This window comes from Shewanella sp. KT0246 (assembly GCF_019654955.1).
GTDB classification, from domain to species: Bacteria; Pseudomonadota; Gammaproteobacteria; order Enterobacterales; family Shewanellaceae; genus Shewanella; species Shewanella goraebulensis.
On sequence record NZ_BPEV01000018.1, the window covers coordinates 75,866 to 93,203 of the forward strand.

Genomic DNA, 17,338 nt, shown 5'->3' on the forward strand with positions numbered 1-17,338 from the left:
GTTCACGAAATTTAAGCTTGGAGAGTTATCAGTTGTTTTGATCACAAATTACCTCATTTTGCTGGCGTATAATATTTTTCCATATTGACTTAAGAGAATATTACGGCATGCAAATCGGTTGTTGTTGGTTTGATGGTGAGCACAAAGAGCTTATCAACCAATCCAATGCTACTAAATGGCAACTCAATAATAATGAGTACTGGGTGTTAAGCATACTTGCTAAACATCGGGGTCATGTTGTGCCTATCGAATTGTTATCATTTCCAGAAGGGCTTGATGGTTATCAACAAAAACTATCTATAGCAGAGATGGAACAAGTCATTGAAAACTTTCAAGACTACTTTGGCAGTAATCACCGTGGTTTAATTGAGTTAATCACAGATCAAGGCGCAATTTTATATAACAAAGTTGCAGTCAATCATTCGAGTTTACTGGATACGCCAGTCAAAGTTATTTCTAATGCCCATTATATACTGATTATTTTAATGACATTAATAGCTTCGTATTTCGTGTATTCAAACTTAAATGATCCTGACTATATTGTACCAGCGTTTAGTGAGCGATTTTTTACCCAGCAAGGCAACTTAGCAACATTAAGCATCTATTCTTCTGGTGAAGAGTATCAAGGTGACAAACTCATATTCCGAGCTAACCATGCACTTAGTGAACTGAAAAAGTGTCCAGTGATGCTTTGGGATAGTATTACCGCAACAACAGCTAGTGATAATAAAACGGTCAGTGTCGTCCTGATAAAGCGCACTTTAGACGGTTGGAAGTTTCACAATATTAAATTGATTAGAGAATCTATCGAGCAATCAGTAGTGAATCCAGCTTGGTTAAAAGAGGTCAATGTCTGTGCTGACTAGAATTGCTAAATTTCTATTAACTAAGCTTGGTCGAGTGGTGTTTTTATTCATCAGCATAACAGTATTTTGTTGTTCGATATTGTTGCTTGAAAATTTTGCCGACTCTCGAAGTGTTTGGGCGTTTGATTGTAATAGCAAGATATACCAATTTGAAATGGTGGATAATGTTATAATGAACCACCAACATGAACCCCTTTATCTTTCATTAACGGTTCAAAACAAACAAATTAATTTGGACTACTATACTGCTGAGAAAGAAGGTGAACGAGAGTTAGTCTCGTTAAAGGGGAAGTTGAAAGAGCTTGAAATTGGTAAATTAATGTACCAATTAGATTTGAAAATCACCGATGCACAATACCAGCTTGACGATCCGCAGTTGCAAGATTATTTGGTTAATGAACTCGACGAAGTCAAGAGTATGCTTGTGACTGGTAGTGATATAAGTGTGGCTTTACAAGTGTTAGAAATGGATACTAAAAAAGATTTTATTTTGATTAAATTCAGTCCCTACAACACACTTTGGGCTTGTCGATTACACGATTAATTCATATCTCTTTTCTCATTTTTAATTAAATTCGCTATAGTAGCTATATTCTCCGTTATTGAGTCCACCTCAGTGGCAAAAATCAAAGTAAAACAAGAAGAAGCATTATCTATTAAGTTCAGCCATCAAATGGAGGTTGGGCATCAACGTGCGTTGGATTTATATTTTTATTTGCCTACCGAAATGGGCATTGGTGATAAAACCTTAGATGAAGAAGAGTACTATCATAGTGCGATAGTCGGTCGACGCTCATATTACTCTAAAGGATTGCATTTACCTTTAGTACAAAACCGTTTTGTCAGTATCAATAAGCGGACTAAAGAAGAGTTCCGTTTTTACCTCAACTTGTTCGCCTATCAATTTGCTGTCGCTATTGAAACAGATGCTAAAGAGCTAAGACAAATTACTGAGGCAGAAGAGTTTTACCCCGCTTTAGACGAGCTTGGAAAGTCAGTCTCTCAATTACTAAAAAAGTTTCGTCGTAACGAGCCAAGCGAAGAGCGATTACAGTCTTATTTTGCTAATGCAGACAATTACCTGTCTTGGTTCTGTGAGCAGCAGTTACTTAAAACTCTAGCGTATCGTCCACGCAATGCTGATTACAGTGATATTAAAGAGCAGATAGTTAACTTGTGCCGTGCTGAAAATCATTACCGTGAAGAAGAGAAAAAGTACAACTCGGCAGGCACTAAGCAAGACGCTAATCGTATCTCTAATAAGATGTTGCTACTGCGGCGTTTGATCCAACAAGGTGTGGTACTTAAAGAAGAACTGAAAACCCTTGGTGTCGGCCTTAAAAAGTTTGTCACAGGCTTAGCGACAACCTTGGTGATGTTGGTTGTCTCTGCAATGATTATTAAAGCTCAGGGCGTCTTTAGCGGCTTAACCATGAGTTTAATCGTTACGTTAGCGATTATTTATGGTTTTAGGGAAATTTTTAAAGAAGATGTTCGCAATGCGCTGTGGCGTTTCATTCAACGTGGTCGTCCTCGCTGGAGTCGTATTCTTCGTGATACCACCACTAAAACAGTAGTGGCGAAACAACTTGTCTGGCTTGATTTTACTCGGCCACAAGACATTCCTGCTGAAGTCGCTGAAATTATGAAACAGCGTCATAGTCAAAATAAGGTTGATGCAGAGGTACTGCATTATCGGATTGCTACCAAAGTCACTAACAAAGACTTTGAAGCGGGCTATTCACAAATACAGGAACAAGTGAATTTCAGCTTAGTGCCTTTTGCAAGGCACCTAGAGCGCGGTAAGGCAAAAATATATAAAGAACAAGACGGTAAGGTCAGCAATGAATCAGTTGAAAGGCGTTACCAAGTTAATTTAGTGGCGGTATTAAAGGATGGTAAAGGGCCATTAGAATACGCCCGTTATAAAGTGGTCATGAGCCGCTCCAATATTATTGAAATTACTCGCAGCAAGTTACCTAATAACTTATTAGAAATGAGCGACTAAGCGGCAAAGTAATTAAGCGATAGCCAGCTGAACTACAGGTTAAACTTTACGGGTAAAGGCTTGGCAAATATTTTGGTCGCCAGTTTGTTTTGCGCGCTTAAGTGCTACCTCTGCATTGGCTAAGTAACCTTCAAAGCTTTGCTGTTCAGGGTAGCCAGCAATGCCAATATTAATCCCTTCATTTAAGTCATTTTGCTCTAATCTATCCATAGTGCTCATGGCATATTTATGTGCCTGAATAGAATCGCTCAGAGGCAGTAAAATGACTAATGAGCCCAAACGCCAATGAGCAATTTGGTATCCGGTGGGCAAGTCGATGAGCAATTGGATCTCAATGTCTTTTTGACGTTTTTCGAGGTGATCGATATCGCTGATATGGCTGATTAACCCTTCAGGGTTAATGTCCATTATCATTAAACACGTTTGTTCACGATTAGGCTCTGTTAAGGTACTAAAGTGTACTTCAAGCTCTGATAATGGCAAAACCATCGAACTTAACGGCGATTGTTGTGAAGGCAACTGCTTTATCGATGTTTGCTGCTTTAAAACTTGCAGTGTTATTACTAAGTATTCGATATCACCATCAATGGAATGTTCGGCTTGAATACTTGCTTTAAGGCTATTGGCAAATCGTGTGCCCGTATTGGCAATAATTTGGCCTTTCCACTTACCTTGTAAACTTAAACGACTAGAAATATCGGCCCATTGCTGAGTCACCTCTTCACCCAGTAACTCAACAATACTAGCATTGCTGTTATCTTCTACATCCAACAGTTTTTTGAACTTATGGTTGAACTTGATGAGTTCACCATTTACGTCGGTCAAAGCGGTAGCAACGTCACTTTCTGAAAGTAATCGATAACTGTAAGCTTGCTGTTTTACTGCAGATAATTCAGTGATATTTTCAAAGGTGACGACCCAATAACTTTCGCTGGTTAAGTTTGTTTTACCAGGCTGAACGCATAAATTAATCGTGCAAGGCTGATCGTTAAAGCTAATGGTTTCAGTCCAGCGCTTATTATCATTCATTGACTGAACTAACGTTTGATAAGTGTGATCTTCTAATTGCAGTATGCGCTGTAACCTTCTCTCTAACAGTTCATCAATCTCTAAAGATAAGGTTTCAGCAGCCTTTTGATTTGCTTTAATAATTCGTCCGCTATTATTTACTAATAAACAACTTTGGTGAACATTAAACAAGTTACTTGATAAATTGATGCTGTTAGCGTTTGCGGTTCTCTCAAGTTGAAAACGGTGGCGAGTGAATAATAAGCCTGTCGCGAGTAAACCGATGAGTGTTCCGAAAAAGATCAAGATATAACGCCATTGCTCAAACCTTGCGGCAATATCTTCATGGCGAATATATGAAAGCAAAAAATACTCTCTAATGAGGGTATCGTGCGCAGCAAGTTCTATTTTAAGAAAAACAAATGTTCCAACATCATTATGATATTGGCCAAAATTGGTATTAGCCATTTGCTGCCAAAGGCTAGGGTAACTTTGCTGTAAGCTATCGCCTAAGGTATTAGGCATTTTTTTGAGTGGATTTTGTTGTCCTGCGCCTGAATATAATTTGCCTTGTTCACCTAATAATAATAGCGGTGTGTTGTGGTTAAAAAAGGCAGGTTTAATCGATTGCAGAACTTCGATTATCGAATTATAAGTCACTAAGTATCCACGAATACTTTGATCAGGGTTTTCTATCCAAGCAAGCTGGTAAACAAAAGGGATTAGCTTACCATTAATGGGTACAAATTTTATTTGTGATGAAAAAACGTCATTGCCGCCCATAGTTTTGTCGCCATTAAGAACAACGTCAGGGAGTGGCACGTTATCAAAAGCATCAGTGCTAGCAATACGTTTATTACCTTGAGGATCAAATAAAGTTAAGCCTAAAAGTTCTGGAATATGATTCAGTAACCCGGACCAATTGTTGACTAGCTTTTGCTTTTGTTGTTCTGAAGGATTTTTTAAGTACTGATTCATTAACTCAGCTTTGGCGAAAGCTTGTGTGCGAAATTTTAAGAAGTTAACTTTATCTGAGGCCAGTGTGCCAACAGTTTGTAATTCACTGTAACGCTTATCGGCCCAATCTTCTTGCAGGCGACGTTCGCCTAAATTGAGTAGCATTGTGGTGAAAATAATGATGCTGATAACCATCACAGAGACTTGGCTTGCTAAGGCTAAGATCTGTTGACGACTCCAGTGGATATCTTGCGCTGAAATGAGTAGAAACTTTGAGACGTTTTTATTGGTTTGTCTTTTAAACATTCACTTACTTATATTAACAGTCCCGATATAACCAATGTTATCACGAAAGCTTTACTAGGTTGACCTTAGTAAAGCTTTTTTAACTAAATTTTTACCATACTTGTTTCAGGTTAACCGACAATATCAAGTTCACGTTGTTTAAACTCAGCTCCTCTTTGTTCCACTATCTTACGGCATTGTTCGATGTCGACTTGATCTAGGCCGTTAATCGCTGAGACTTGAACTTGGGAAATATATTGGGGTGCTAACTCAATAAACGCTAACAGTGCTTCATAAGCGCCTTTTAGCTTTGGTCTGCAATGTTGAAGATAAAGGGCTTCAGTATCAGCATTTAATGAAATTGATAAACTATCGATACATGTTGCCAGCTCTGGCAGGATATTACGCCGATGAAATAAATTACCTAAACCATCGGTATTTAGGCGTGTTTTCCCACCTTGCGCTTTGATATGAGTTGCAACTGTTAGAAGTGTTTCTAAGTTAAGTGTAGGCTCGCCATAACCACAAAAAACATACTCATCAAAGTCTGAAACATGACCTAATAGAGGGATGATGTCAGCTGGTTTTACTTGCTTATCAAGTGATAACTCATATTGATGTACTTGTTTAGAGCCGTTGTGCTTTGGGCAGAACTGGCATCGTAATGTGCAGCGACCAGTGATGTTAAGGTAACGGCTTTGGCGGATATCATAAACCAATGTTGATGAGTGATGATCTTGTTCTGTTACTGTAGAAATAGACGATGGATCTAGAGTAAGTTTATGATTTTTTGCTGAGTTGTGCATGTAAGTTAAAACCTAAAACAAAAGCCAATTTGGTAGTTTAAAGAGTTTTTAAAGGGATATCCGTTTATTAACTCGCAATTTAAGCAATTTTTATTAGCCTATGGAGCTGATTTGGGAACAAACTGTGGTTATTAATTTTGCGAAGACTGAGCTGTGTAAGGTCAACTAAAAGCTGTATATGATTACTAGAATTTATTGTCAGTTATTACACTGGTTAACGTAAAATTATTAATTGACGTTGTTTTTTGAGAGATTGTTCGTTTTCTGTGAAGGCCACCTCAAAAATCGCCTTGTTATGATTGCAAATCTTAATGATAATACTTCTCATAATTATTGTAGTGATTTATGAGATACCTCTATCATGTTACCAGTCAAAGCAGAGAAACTTTCTCCTGTGTATTTAGCATTATCCCTAGCTCTATTTAGCAGTAATTCAGCTTACGCTGAACAAGAACTGCCTGAAATGGAAAAAATTCAAGTTACAGCTTCAGCCCTGAAAATCCATACTCCAATGGCCGAGACGCCTGTATCAGTGTCTGTTGTGGAACGAGATGATCTTGAAATTCGTAATGTTAATAAGCTGGATGAAAGTTTTCGCTATACCTCAGGGGTGTTGTCTTCGCCTTATGGAGCTGATAACGATACAGACTGGTTAACTGTTCGCGGTTTCGAGGCAGCTACTTACCTTGATGGTAGCCGTTTATTTAAAGATGGCTTCTATGTATGGATGCTCGAACCTTATGGATTAGAGCAAGTTGAAATACTCAAAGGTCCCGCTTCAATTTTATACGGCGAAGCACCTCCTGGTGGCGTTGTGAATGCAGTGCAAAAGAAGCCTAAACTTGAACCCGCAGGAGAAGTGGATGTTCAAATAGGTAATAAAGATACTGCTCGTGTTGCTTTCGATGTATCGGATGAGATTACTGACGATAAGCGTTTTCGTGTCGTGGGTAAGTTTAGTCAGGCAGACGGTGAACTTAATGATACTGAGAATACTCGTTATTACATCGCGCCAAGTTTAGAAATGGACTTGTCGGAAGACACGACGTTAACTTTATTAGCATCTGCCATTCATGATGATGGCACGCCTACGAATGGTTTCTTTCCTGCGATTGGCACGCAAGTGGATGACACTCGTGGTGAAATTGATCCAACAACTAATTTTGGCGAGCCAGATTATGATGTCAGCCGCAGAACCCAAGTGACTGCAGGTTTTCAGCTAGAGCATATCATTAATGATACTTGGGATTTTGAGCAAAATTTCAATTACGCTTATAACGACTTGCTGTTAAATAGTACTTACATTATGTCGACACCTTACTGGGGAGATCCTTCTGGCGATACTTATGCTAGAGGAGTGACATATCGTGAGGGAACGTTACAAAGCATCACCCTCGATAATCGATTTATTGGTAACTGGTCTGGAGATCGCACAGAACAAACCCTGCTATTAGGACTCGATGTTCAAAGCCACCAAAATGAAGGTAAAGAGTTGGACAATTATGCCTATGACATTATTGATCCATTCAATTTCACTCCGGGGAACTCTGATCCATTAGACACAAGTGATGCCTTAGAGCGCCGTATTGATAAGAATCAGTTGAGTGCCTATGGTCAGTATCAACTTGTACTAGATGACCGCTGGATTGGTATTGTGGGTGGTCGCTATGATTATGTAGATACTCAGAACGAAGATTTGACCAACAATAAGCAATATGACCGTGTCGACAACGAGTTTTCATTTAATGTAGGATTAATGTATCGCAGTGATTTTGGCTTCACCCCCTATGTGAGTTACGCAGAGTCATTTGAAGTGATCAGTACGGTTGATCAAATAACAGGCGAACTTTATAAGCCGTTAGAGGGTAAGCAAACAGAAGTTGGTTTTAAATATACACCTGATTATATGGATGGTTATTTTAATCTGGCTTGGTATAACTTAAAGCAAACTAATGCCCTTGTGAGTACAAGTGCTCAAGACCCTGATGGGAATTGGTTATTTGGTGCTACTCAAACAGGTGAAATGGTCTCGCAAGGTATTGAGTTTGAAGCTGTAGTACAAGTTACTGACGAACTTAAAGTTAATACAGCATACACTTATACAGATTCTCACATCGATAATAATGACGATACAGGCGAGAAGCGTTCTCCGATGATCCCACGTCATCAGGCATCAGTATATCTCGATTACCAAATGTTGCCCCAAGTACGTGTTGCTACAGGGGTTCGATACGTTGGTTCATCTTATGATTCTGAAGACTCAACCGTGACAACTGAAACCATCAAGGTACCGGCTTATTGGATATGGGATGCATCGGTCCAATACGACATCAATACTCGCTGGCGTGCACAACTCACCGTGAATAATGTACTTGATGATGAATACATATCGGCTTGTAATTGGTACTGCTACTACGGTGAATCACGTAGCATCGTTGGTAGCATTAAGTATATGTGGTAAATGAGCAAGTCGCTCTTGATAATCAAAGTCTGGCGTGGAATTTCCCGTCAGGCTTTGTACTTTGACTGTTCAGTGTTTAGTTGCATAAATTTCGGAATTAACATGGCAAAACTTAGTAATCGATTTTGGTTCAAGCTTCATGGCTTGTTCTCTTTACCCATTTGGATAATATTCTGTTTCGTTTGCCTAACCGGAACGATATCAGTCATTAGTCATGAGTTGACTTGGTTAACTAATCCTGACTCGCGTGCAAGTAATCCTCAACAATTAGCTGAAAAGCCTAAATCTCAACTGGTTGATATTGTTCAAAATGCATATCCGACAGCCAGTATCTCTACTGTAATGAGTTTTGAATCTTATATAGCCAATACGGTTATATTTACCGATAGCGATAAACCTTACGCCATTGCTTATGTAAATCAATATACAGGTGAAATTCAAGAGGTTATCCAAGGTCTTACTTTTAAATCTTTTATGCGTTCGTTGCATGCTTGGCTGTTTTTTCCATGGCAAAATGGCTATAGCATTGGCTATTACCTTGTTTGTTTCATGGCGTTTGTTATGTTGGGTGCACTGGTTTCTGGCCTAATGATTTATAAAAAGTTTTGGCGATCGTACACCCAACCTAAGTTACGAATACATCAAGGAAAGAAAACGTTTTTAGCTGATTTACATCGGTTAGCGGGAGTGTGGTCGATGTGGTTTTTAATACTCATGAGCATCACGGGCTTATGGTATTTAGCTCAAGCCATTATGTGGCAAAATGATATTGAAATTGAAGCTCATGCCCCTGTAGTTGAAGTTAGTCAACTTCCATATGGTGTAGCTGATGTTCCAGTTAGGCCGTACAGCTTAGCTGATGCGGTTAACATTGCAGAGCAGAAATTTCCAAACTTCAAAAGCACTTACATTATGCTACCTGAGCACTTTAGAGATACATATAAAGTTTATGGTGAAGGTGATGGAATCTTTTATGATCAGTATTCTTATGGAGTGACGGTCAATCCTTGGACTGGCAAGGTTGAGAGCGAAAGATCCCCTGAGAAAATGAATGCGTTACAAACCTTATCCCATATCGCCAACCCTTTACATTATGGCAATATCGGTGGACTGTGGACAAAAATTATTTGGTTTATATTTGGTGCCTTATTAACAGGGATGTCCATAACAGGTTTTTTAATCTGGGGTGGTCGAACAGTGAAAGCTGCTAAAGATACTGATAATCAAAGGTCTATTTTCTCTAAAGTACCTGTAACTCATTTAGTTCAACAGGATGGAAAATAATGGCGCGTTTATCTAACAGTATGTGGGATCGCTACAAGTATAAAGTAAACGGGCTTGTGCTGATTTTAAGTTGTTTTTTCTTGTATAAAAACTTATTCCCACAGTTCCCAGATGCTTGGAGCACGAAGTCGATAGGTTCATTCGAAGTCACGCCAATGCCATATAACCTTAATTCACCTTATATGCATGACGGGACGTACACTAAAGACTTTTTATTATTATTTAGTCAGGGTGAAGTTGCCGATATTCGACAGGCTTATTTTAATATTGGTGCAGCACCCTTATCACTTGCTGATATGCAGGATGCTGACGCAGGGATTTTGCACGGAAGTCAGCATGCGCAAGAAGTACATGCTATTGCACCTAAAGTAATTCAAGCAGATCATAGAGCTTGGTTAACGATAGAAAATTGGCAAGGGAAATTGAAAACCGTAAGTTGGGCAATACCTAAAAATTTACATCAGTAATGCTAATTTAGTACCGATGCGGACTTTTGTTCTGTATTAATGTAATGATAAAAAGGGAGCAAAGCTCCCTTTTTAAGGTAACTAATTCTTACCATTAACAGTTAATTATAAGCTTCATCATCGTCGTTTTTAGGTTGCCACCACCAGTTAAATAACCTGCGTAAAAGGCGCTTTGCATCATCTAAAATAATGTACAGCACAGGTACTAAAATCAGTGTCACTACAGTGGAGAATAAGATACCAAAGGCTAGTGAAGTCGCCATTGGAATGACAATTTTGGCCTGTAGACTTTTCTCGAGCAATATCGGCACTAAACCAACAAAGGTCGTCATTGAGGTTAAAATGATTGCTCTGAAACGGTAACAACCAGAATTAATCGCAGACTCCAAAATTGAATGGCCTTCTTTGCGGGCTCGGTTAACAAAGTCGACTAAAATCAATGAGTCATTTACTACAACCCCCGCTAGTGCCACGATGCCACACAGACTCAATACACTCATTGATAACCCAAGAATATAGTGGCCGAACAGCGCGCCAATCATGCCGAATGGGATCACTGACATGATGATCATGGGTTGAGTATAAGATTTAAGTGGTATTGCCATTAATGCGTAAATGGTAAACATGGCAAAGAAGAAACCTTGCAGCAAGCCTAGCATTGCATCTTGCTCATCCTGACTTCCGCCATCTAAGGAAGCGTTCACTTCTTTGTAAGTGTCAGTAAGCTCAGGTAAAAACTCTTGTTGAATTTCGTTTACCACTTTTGATGGCTCAACGGTATTCTTGTTGACGTTTGCTGAGATGGTAATCGCGCGGCGGCCATCAACACGTGTTATCGATGCAAAAGATTCACCCAACTCTATATCTGCCACTGTTGAGAAGGGCACTGCAACACCTTGAGGTGTGCGAATTAGCATGTTTTCAAGGTGGCCAATGGTGCGACGCTGTTCAAGTGGGTAACGTACCATCACTTTCACTTCTTCTTTATTACGAAGAATACGCTGAGCTTCATAGCCGTAAAAACCATATCGAACCTGGCGCGCTAAATCTGATAATGTCAGTCCTTGCGCTTCAGCCTCTGGGCGGATATTGAGGCGAATCTCTTGGCTGCCTGACGAGAAATTATCTGAAACATCGTAAACACCTTCATAGGAGGCAAGCTTCTTTTTAAGCTCTTTTGAGGCTTCAGATAGTTGGCTTAAGTTACTTGAGGTTAATCTAAAAGAGATATCACCACCGGTATCATTTGTACTGGCAGCGATGTTGAGCTTTTTAACTGATAATAACTCAGGTAACTGTTTACGCCATTCTTCTGCAATCGTCACCCCGTCTATCTCACGATCTTCGCCCTTTGACAGTTCGGCAAAAATGAACGCAGAACTTCTTGAACTCATATTGATAAAGCTATGTTTCACCACGTCTGAGCCAACTTCATTTGCAAACTTATCATTCATGGCATACAAGGCTTCTTCCACTTTTTGCACCACATCTAAGGTGTTAAGTTCAGAGCTGCCTTCTTCCATTTCAAGCTGAACTTGAATGAAGTCTGAGGGGATATCAGGGAAGAATACCCAGCGCACTTTTCCGCTAGCAACTAACGCCAAAGACAGGATTAATACGCCAATGAATATGGCTACAACGCTGTAACGAATTTCAATGCACTTGCCTAGAAAGGTGCGATATTGATTATGAATAAAGTATTGCAGTTTCTCATTGAGCCTCACTTTAAACTTCGAAAAAATATTGGTTGGAGGGCGCTTTTTCTTCACTTTCATGTGGGCTAAATGCGCAGGCAAAATTAATTTTGATTCAATGAGCGAGAATGCTAATGCAAGGATAACGACCATACCGATCGATTTCCAAATGATCCCCATTGGTCCTGAAACCATGATCATCGGAATAAATGCAGCAATGGTTGTTAGTACCCCAAAGGTTGCTGGCATCGCAACTTTTTGTACGCCAGTAATCACGTTAGTGAGTGATTGGCCATTCTTTTCAATTTCACTATAGGCACTCTCACCTATGACAATGGCGTCGTCCACCACTATCCCCAGCACCAGAATAAAGGCGAACAGGGTTAGCATATTGATTGATAGGTTAAATGGCTCCAGTGGCATCAGTAATATGGTGCCAAGGAAACACACTGGTAATCCCACCATCACCCAAAACGCTAATTTAAGATCTAGGAACAGAGCAAGAATAATAAACACCAATAAAGCCCCGTAAAACATGTTCGACAACATCATGTTTAAACGACCTTCGAGGTAGTGAGTTAAGTCCCCCCAAGTATCAAGCTGGATATTGGCGGGTAAAGTGGTTTTACGTTCAGCAATATAGGCTTTGACTTGTTCTGAAATATTGAGCGCATTTTGATCGTCAATACTGGTGATTTCGATAATTGCTGCAGGTTTACCATTAAAGCGGGTGTACTCTAATCGTTCTTCAAAGTCATCTTTAATGGTGGCGACTTCTGGCAGCATAATACGGCTACCGTCAGGGCGGGTTGTAACTACAATGCGTGAAAAGTCTTCCCCAGTATAAGCCTGACCTTTAGTACGAAGTAAGATGTCGCCATCTTGGGCGCGAATTGAGCCACCAGGTAAATCAATCGATGAGTTTTGTACGGCTTGGGCCACTTGAGAAAAGGTTAGGTCGTACTCACGTAATTTATCTTCAGAAAGCTCAATACCTATTTCGTAGTCCCGTACACCAGTAACTTGCGCACGAGTGACAGCGGGTAAGTCGGTAATGTCATCACGTATGGTCTTAGCCATTTCTTTCATTTCATGGAGGCTTAAATCCCCATAAACAGACACCCAAATTACATTGTTCTCAGGTTTTATCTGATAAATATTGGGCTTTTCAATGTTATCGGGGAAAGTAGAAATCGCATCGATACGTAGCTTAGCTTCATCTAATACTTGCTGAACTTCGTAACCATCTTCAACTTCAATCGTGACTGAGCCGACGCCATCACTGGCTACAGAGGTGACTTTTTTAATGCCATTAATATCTTGAATCGACTCTTCGATTTTAATATTAATCCCTTCCTCAATCTCTTGAGGAGCTGCGCCTGGGTAGGCAACTGAAATATTGAGTAAGTTAAGCTCAAAAGTCGGGAAGACTTCTTTATTGATTAATAATGAGCTAAATAAACCGCCGATTAGCAGCGCAAACATGAGTAGGTTTGCCGCGACATTATTACGGGCAAACCAAGCTATTATGCCTTTATTATTGTCCATTACTGCTCACCTGCTAGTGTAATTTGTTCCGCGCTATCAGGTTCTGACTCAATTTCAGCTTCTTGTTGCTCACCTAGCAGTTTAACTTTTTGACCTGACACCATGTTGTTAATATCGGTAATTGAAATGCGCTCACCGGTTTTTAAGCTGTCTTTGATGAATACATTTTCGATATCGGTGCGCACGATATTCACTTTACGTATTTCTATCGTATTGTCAGCGGTGATGATTGCGACTTGATCTTGGCGTACGACATAGCGTGGGAGCTTAACAATCCCGTTTACCGTTCGGCCTTTAATTATTGCCGTGACAAAGCTGCCGTATTTAAGTGGTAATTCACCTTCTTGACGTTGATTGCGCAGGTACGGGTCTTTTACTTCTGCAACCAAGTACACCATGCGGTTTTGCTCATCAATGACATTCTCACTTCTGACAATATTGCCGTTCCAAGTAAATGATTTTCCGGCAAGGGAAGCACTTAAGATGACAGAGGTATCAGGGTTGTCGACAGACTCTAAATAGGCGAGATCATTATTGGTTAGCGGTAAGCGCACTTCTGCGATACTAGTATCGTATAGTTCGCCTAAGTTTGTCCCTAATGATACGTACTGACCTAAATCAACATTACGGGCTTTGATGATCCCATCGAATGGTGCGCGAATGACCGTGCGTTCTAAGTTGCGCTGGGCTCTAGCTAATGCGGCTTTTGCATATTTTACGTTAGCTTGTTCTTTCTTTAACTGAGGAATACGTAAACCAAGCTCTGGCGGTAAGCCATTATCAAAATCCTTAAATTCAATCTTAGCGACTTCGCCACGAGCGATTTCTTCGTTGAGTGCGGCATTGGCTTGGGCAAGTGTCGCTTCCGCCTGAATAAAGTCTGCTTGATAATCAGAAGGTTCAATTTGAGCCAAAGCTTGCCCTTGCTGAACGATTCCGCCCGCAACAAGGCTTGGGTCTAAGCTGACTAACCTACCTTGTACTTCAGTCACCAGTTGAGTTTTATACTTCGGGCTAACCACACCGTAAGAAGGAAGATTCAATGATACGGTTTGCTGCTCAACCGTTATTACATCGACGATGGCGATTTTTTCTTGTTCTTCTTTTTGCTCAGGTGCTTGCTGGGTACTGACAAGTAAGCCTGCCAGTGCAATAAACACGATAAGAATAAGGAAAGGAGAGAGGATTCTTAAAATTCTTTTCATCGGTAAACGTATCCATACTAAAACAACAATGTTAACTCTAAAGGGCGGCTCTGCTTGAAACTCAGCTCAAACTCAGTTTTCTTATTAAAATATTAACAACTTAGAGCACTATAGGCTCTAAATTAACAGACAACCAATTGAAGAAAAAGCGTTAGTTGTGAAATAAATGTTTCAGGAAATTTATTTTGTGCTTGAGTAGTTGATTACGCTACAAATTCGAATTTAGACCATAAAAAAGCCCTGAACTGTGTTTACAATTCAGGGCTTTATGAAAATGTTAATCAAGAAATATTATTTCTTCTTTTTGTTCTTCTTAGATTTCTTGGCAGCAATCTTGTTTTTATCTTTTTTCTTACCCGGTACCTTCGCCTCTTTGTGCGTAGGTCTTAGGCCGTCGATATAACGACGCTTTAATGGTTGTTCAATGTAGCGCTCAATCTTACTGACGATACGCATATCGTGAGCTTCAACTAATGAGATAGCAGTCCCTTTTGCGCCAGCACGGGCAGTACGACCAATACGGTGAACATAAGCATCAGCTGAGCGTGGCATGTCATAGTTGATTACATGAGTAATACCATCAATATCGATACCGCGTGCAGCAACATCAGTTGCGAGCAAAATGTTCACTTCACCTTTACTGAACTTACTTAAGGCTTGGAAACGTTTCTTTTGTTCCATGTCACCACGCAAGAAAGCACAAGGAATACCTGCTTTGAGTAGTAAGCCTTCAAGGCTAGCAACCACTTCACGAGTTTTAACGAAAACAATGGTGCGTTTAACAGACTCTTGCTGAAGGATGTTGCACAGTAATGCAAATTTATGGGCATTGTTATCAGCTAAGTGAGCCCATTGGTGGATTTTAGCTTTTTCGCTGCGTGGAGACTCAACATCAATCGTGACAGGATCTTCTAACAATACGTGAGCAAAACGGGCAACACCGCTACCTTCTAAGGTGGCAGAGAAAAGCATGTTTTGTTTACGACCTTGAGCTTCAATCGCAATAGTTTCAACCACTGATGAGAAGCCCATGTCTAGCATGCGGTCAGCTTCATCAATAATCAGCATTTCGACTTCAGTCGCTTCGAATTGACCTTTATCGAGGTATTCCATTAAACGACCTGGTGTGGCGATTAATAGATCGATATTTTCTTCAAGTTGTTCTTCCTGCGGCCCGTACGGCACACCACCAGTGATGATCCCAACATCTAGTTCAAGATCTGTGGCTAAATGACAAGCATAACGATGGATTTGACTAGCAAGTTCACGAGTCGGTGTCAGAATTAATATTCTGGCTTGACCGTTAAAGCGGCGCGGAAAGTCAATCAAGTGTTGTAAAGCAGGTAGCAAGAAGCTAGCAGTTTTACCGGTACCTGTAGGCGCTTTAGCTAAAATGTCCCGTTGTTCCATAGCCATTGGCAATGTTTGTTGTTGAACGGTAGTCGGGCTTAAATGTCCCATGGCCTTTAGAGAGTCTAATAGGCGTGGATCTAGGTCAAAATCTTCAAATAGCATGCGCTTTGGGTCTCACTGATTGATAGCCGGACATTATAACCTAAGTTGTTAATCTCAGCGAGAGAGTAATCAGTTAAAAGCAGATTAAACCTTAAAGTTTCAAATAAAAGTCGCGGCAAAGTTGTTTCATTGCCTCTGTGTACTGACCTTTACCGTCTGAGATAATCAAATTTGACGAGGTTAGTATGGGTAGTTGCTTGCTTAAGGCTGAACGATGTTTAAGCGCTAAAAGGAGCCTACTAGTGGCTTTGGTTTCAACTGTGCAAATGGTGGTTTTGGCAGTAATAACCAGCTCAGTTTGCGAAAGCGCGGCCAAAAAGCCAAGTTCGCTTTGAATAGGAATGATCAGACTTGCCGTACCATTCGCCGAGAGTAACTGTTGAATATGCGTTAACAGTGTTTCAAAGTTTAATGTATTGGTATGTCTTGCTGTTGCACGTTGATTAGCATCAGATTGTGGACCATTTTCAAAGTAGGGTGGATTACAAATAATGGCATCAAATAACGCAGAACCAGACCGTGCAATCTCATCAGAAAATTGCTGAATACTCTGGTGCTGACCCCTCAACTGCGAATGCCATGGGCTTTGCTCAAAGTTGAAATGGCAGTCTTGGGCAGCACCGTCATCGAGTTCAACTGCAATGACATCAGTATTAAGGTTATTGATTCGCTGGACCGCCATTAATGATAGCAAACCACTTCCTGCACCAATATCGAGAATACGATAGCGGTTTCTCGGTTTATTTTCATCAGTCGTAATCGGTAGTTTTGCCCAAGCGCCTAATATGACGCCGTCAGTACTGACAGGCATTCCGCAATGGCTATCATCAATGTGGAACTGCTTAAAGGTAAATGGCATGGTTTTATTCTGATATTAACTATGGTGCTTTAGAGGACACATGGTAACTGCTTTTAGTTTATTCCCCAAAATAATTAGCGTTGCGTAGATGTTGCTAAATGCGCGCTATGTGGTTGGCCTGTAGCAGGAATGTTTTGTGAGTTTTAACCTTGTTTTCAGATGAAGGTTAATTTTGCATTGTGCTGGTTTTGCGCTTGTTTATCTAAACGCTATTTGATATTAGTTCCTACCCGTTTAAAGGCGTTTCGCGCAATTAAATGGCTGAAAATGAAATACGACTCACAAATGAGTATTGTAAAAGCGAGTAAATGGCTTTTTTATAACCATTTATGAGTAGTTTTTAATATGACTAAGTGTAATTTTAAGTTTACATTC

Annotated in this window: 12 protein-coding genes; 6 read left to right on the forward strand and 6 right to left on the reverse strand. The window is 40.2% G+C overall.

Annotation, left to right across the window (positions count from 1 at the left end):
• Positions 1–107: 107 nt before the first annotated feature.
• From K5Q58_RS10755 to K5Q58_RS10765, 3 genes are all read left to right on the forward strand, one after another.
• On the forward strand, positions 108–866 hold the full coding sequence (locus K5Q58_RS10755) for a hypothetical protein (protein WP_220753930.1): 759 nt from the start codon (positions 108–110) through the stop codon (positions 864–866).
• Positions 850–1,410 carry a hypothetical protein gene (locus K5Q58_RS10760; RefSeq protein ID WP_220753931.1) on the forward strand — a complete coding sequence of 187 codons (561 nt, stop codon included), beginning with the start codon at positions 850–852 and terminating at the stop codon, positions 1,408–1,410. Before K5Q58_RS10755 ends, K5Q58_RS10760 begins: the two co-directional genes overlap by 17 nt.
• A gap of 72 nt (positions 1,411–1,482) precedes the next feature.
• Positions 1,483–2,874, forward strand: coding sequence for a hypothetical protein (locus K5Q58_RS10765; RefSeq protein WP_220753932.1), 1,392 nt, complete (start codon positions 1,483–1,485; stop codon positions 2,872–2,874).
• 39 nt (positions 2,875–2,913) lie between these two features.
• Here the strand turns inward: K5Q58_RS10765 and K5Q58_RS10770 are convergent, their stop codons facing one another.
• Complete coding sequence (locus tag K5Q58_RS10770) at positions 2,914–5,145, reverse strand: PAS domain-containing protein (RefSeq protein WP_220753933.1); 2,232 nt, start codon at positions 5,143–5,145, stop codon at positions 2,914–2,916.
• Positions 5,146–5,255: 110 nt separating this feature from the next.
• Positions 5,256–5,930 carry a TatD family nuclease-associated radical SAM protein gene (locus K5Q58_RS10775; protein WP_220753934.1) on the reverse strand — a complete coding sequence of 225 codons (675 nt, stop codon included), beginning with the start codon at positions 5,928–5,930 and terminating at the stop codon, positions 5,256–5,258.
• A 361-nt stretch (positions 5,931–6,291) separates the two neighbouring features.
• On the opposite strand from K5Q58_RS10775, the gene K5Q58_RS10780 reads away from it, so the two are divergent.
• The 3 genes from K5Q58_RS10780 (at position 6,292) to K5Q58_RS10790 (ending at position 10,142) form a co-directional block, all read left to right on the forward strand.
• Complete coding sequence (locus tag K5Q58_RS10780) at positions 6,292–8,391, forward strand: TonB-dependent siderophore receptor (RefSeq protein WP_220753935.1); 2,100 nt, start codon at positions 6,292–6,294, stop codon at positions 8,389–8,391.
• Positions 8,392–8,493: 102 nt separating this feature from the next.
• Positions 8,494–9,675 (forward strand): PepSY domain-containing protein, encoded by a 1,182-nt coding sequence (locus K5Q58_RS10785; protein WP_220753936.1) that lies wholly within the window; start codon positions 8,494–8,496, stop codon positions 9,673–9,675.
• Positions 9,675–10,142: a hypothetical protein gene (locus K5Q58_RS10790; RefSeq protein ID WP_220753937.1), complete on the forward strand. Its 468-nt coding sequence runs from the start codon at positions 9,675–9,677 to the stop codon at positions 10,140–10,142. Before K5Q58_RS10785 ends, K5Q58_RS10790 begins: the two co-directional genes overlap by 1 nt.
• A 101-nt stretch (positions 10,143–10,243) precedes the next feature.
• Here K5Q58_RS10790 and K5Q58_RS10795 read toward each other — a convergent pair whose 3' ends face one another.
• The 4 genes from K5Q58_RS10795 to K5Q58_RS10810 form a co-directional block, all read right to left on the reverse strand.
• Positions 10,244–13,384 (reverse strand): efflux RND transporter permease subunit, encoded by a 3,141-nt coding sequence (locus tag K5Q58_RS10795; RefSeq protein ID WP_220753938.1) that lies wholly within the window; start codon positions 13,382–13,384, stop codon positions 10,244–10,246.
• On the reverse strand, positions 13,384–14,589 hold the full coding sequence (locus tag K5Q58_RS10800) for an efflux RND transporter periplasmic adaptor subunit (RefSeq protein WP_220753939.1): 1,206 nt from the start codon (positions 14,587–14,589) through the stop codon (positions 13,384–13,386). Before K5Q58_RS10800 ends, K5Q58_RS10795 begins: the two co-directional genes overlap by 1 nt.
• A 291-nt stretch (positions 14,590–14,880) precedes the next feature.
• Entirely contained in the window at positions 14,881–16,104 is a 1,224-nt protein-coding gene (srmB, locus tag K5Q58_RS10805) for an ATP-dependent RNA helicase SrmB (protein WP_220753940.1), read from the reverse strand.
• 91 nt (positions 16,105–16,195) lie between these two features.
• Positions 16,196–16,963, reverse strand: coding sequence for a tRNA1(Val) (adenine(37)-N6)-methyltransferase (locus K5Q58_RS10810; protein WP_220753941.1), 768 nt, complete (start codon positions 16,961–16,963; stop codon positions 16,196–16,198).
• Positions 16,964–17,338 lie beyond the last annotated feature (375 nt).

Bases quoted from the DNA above. Each gene is read 5' to 3' on its own strand.
- K5Q58_RS10755 (WP_220753930.1), top strand. From the start codon at position 108: ATGCAAATCGGTTGTTGTTGGTTTGATGGTGAGCACAAAGAGCTTATC.
- K5Q58_RS10760 (WP_220753931.1), top strand. From the start codon at position 850: ATGTCTGTGCTGACTAGAATTGCTAAATTTCTATTAACTAAGCTTGGT.
- K5Q58_RS10770 (WP_220753933.1), bottom strand. From the start codon at position 5,145: ATGTTTAAAAGACAAACCAATAAAAACGTCTCAAAGTTTCTACTCATT.
- K5Q58_RS10775 (WP_220753934.1), bottom strand. From the start codon at position 5,930: ATGCACAACTCAGCAAAAAATCATAAACTTACTCTAGATCCATCGTCT.
- K5Q58_RS10780 (WP_220753935.1), top strand. From the start codon at position 6,292: ATGTTACCAGTCAAAGCAGAGAAACTTTCTCCTGTGTATTTAGCATTA.
- K5Q58_RS10785 (WP_220753936.1), top strand. From the start codon at position 8,494: ATGGCAAAACTTAGTAATCGATTTTGGTTCAAGCTTCATGGCTTGTTC.
- K5Q58_RS10790 (WP_220753937.1), top strand. From the start codon at position 9,675: ATGGCGCGTTTATCTAACAGTATGTGGGATCGCTACAAGTATAAAGTA.
- K5Q58_RS10795 (WP_220753938.1), bottom strand. From the start codon at position 13,384: ATGGACAATAATAAAGGCATAATAGCTTGGTTTGCCCGTAATAATGTC.
- K5Q58_RS10800 (WP_220753939.1), bottom strand. From the start codon at position 14,589: ATGAAAAGAATTTTAAGAATCCTCTCTCCTTTCCTTATTCTTATCGTG.
- srmB (WP_220753940.1), bottom strand. From the start codon at position 16,104: ATGCTATTTGAAGATTTTGACCTAGATCCACGCCTATTAGACTCTCTA.
- K5Q58_RS10810 (WP_220753941.1), bottom strand. From the start codon at position 16,963: ATGCCATTTACCTTTAAGCAGTTCCACATTGATGATAGCCATTGCGGA.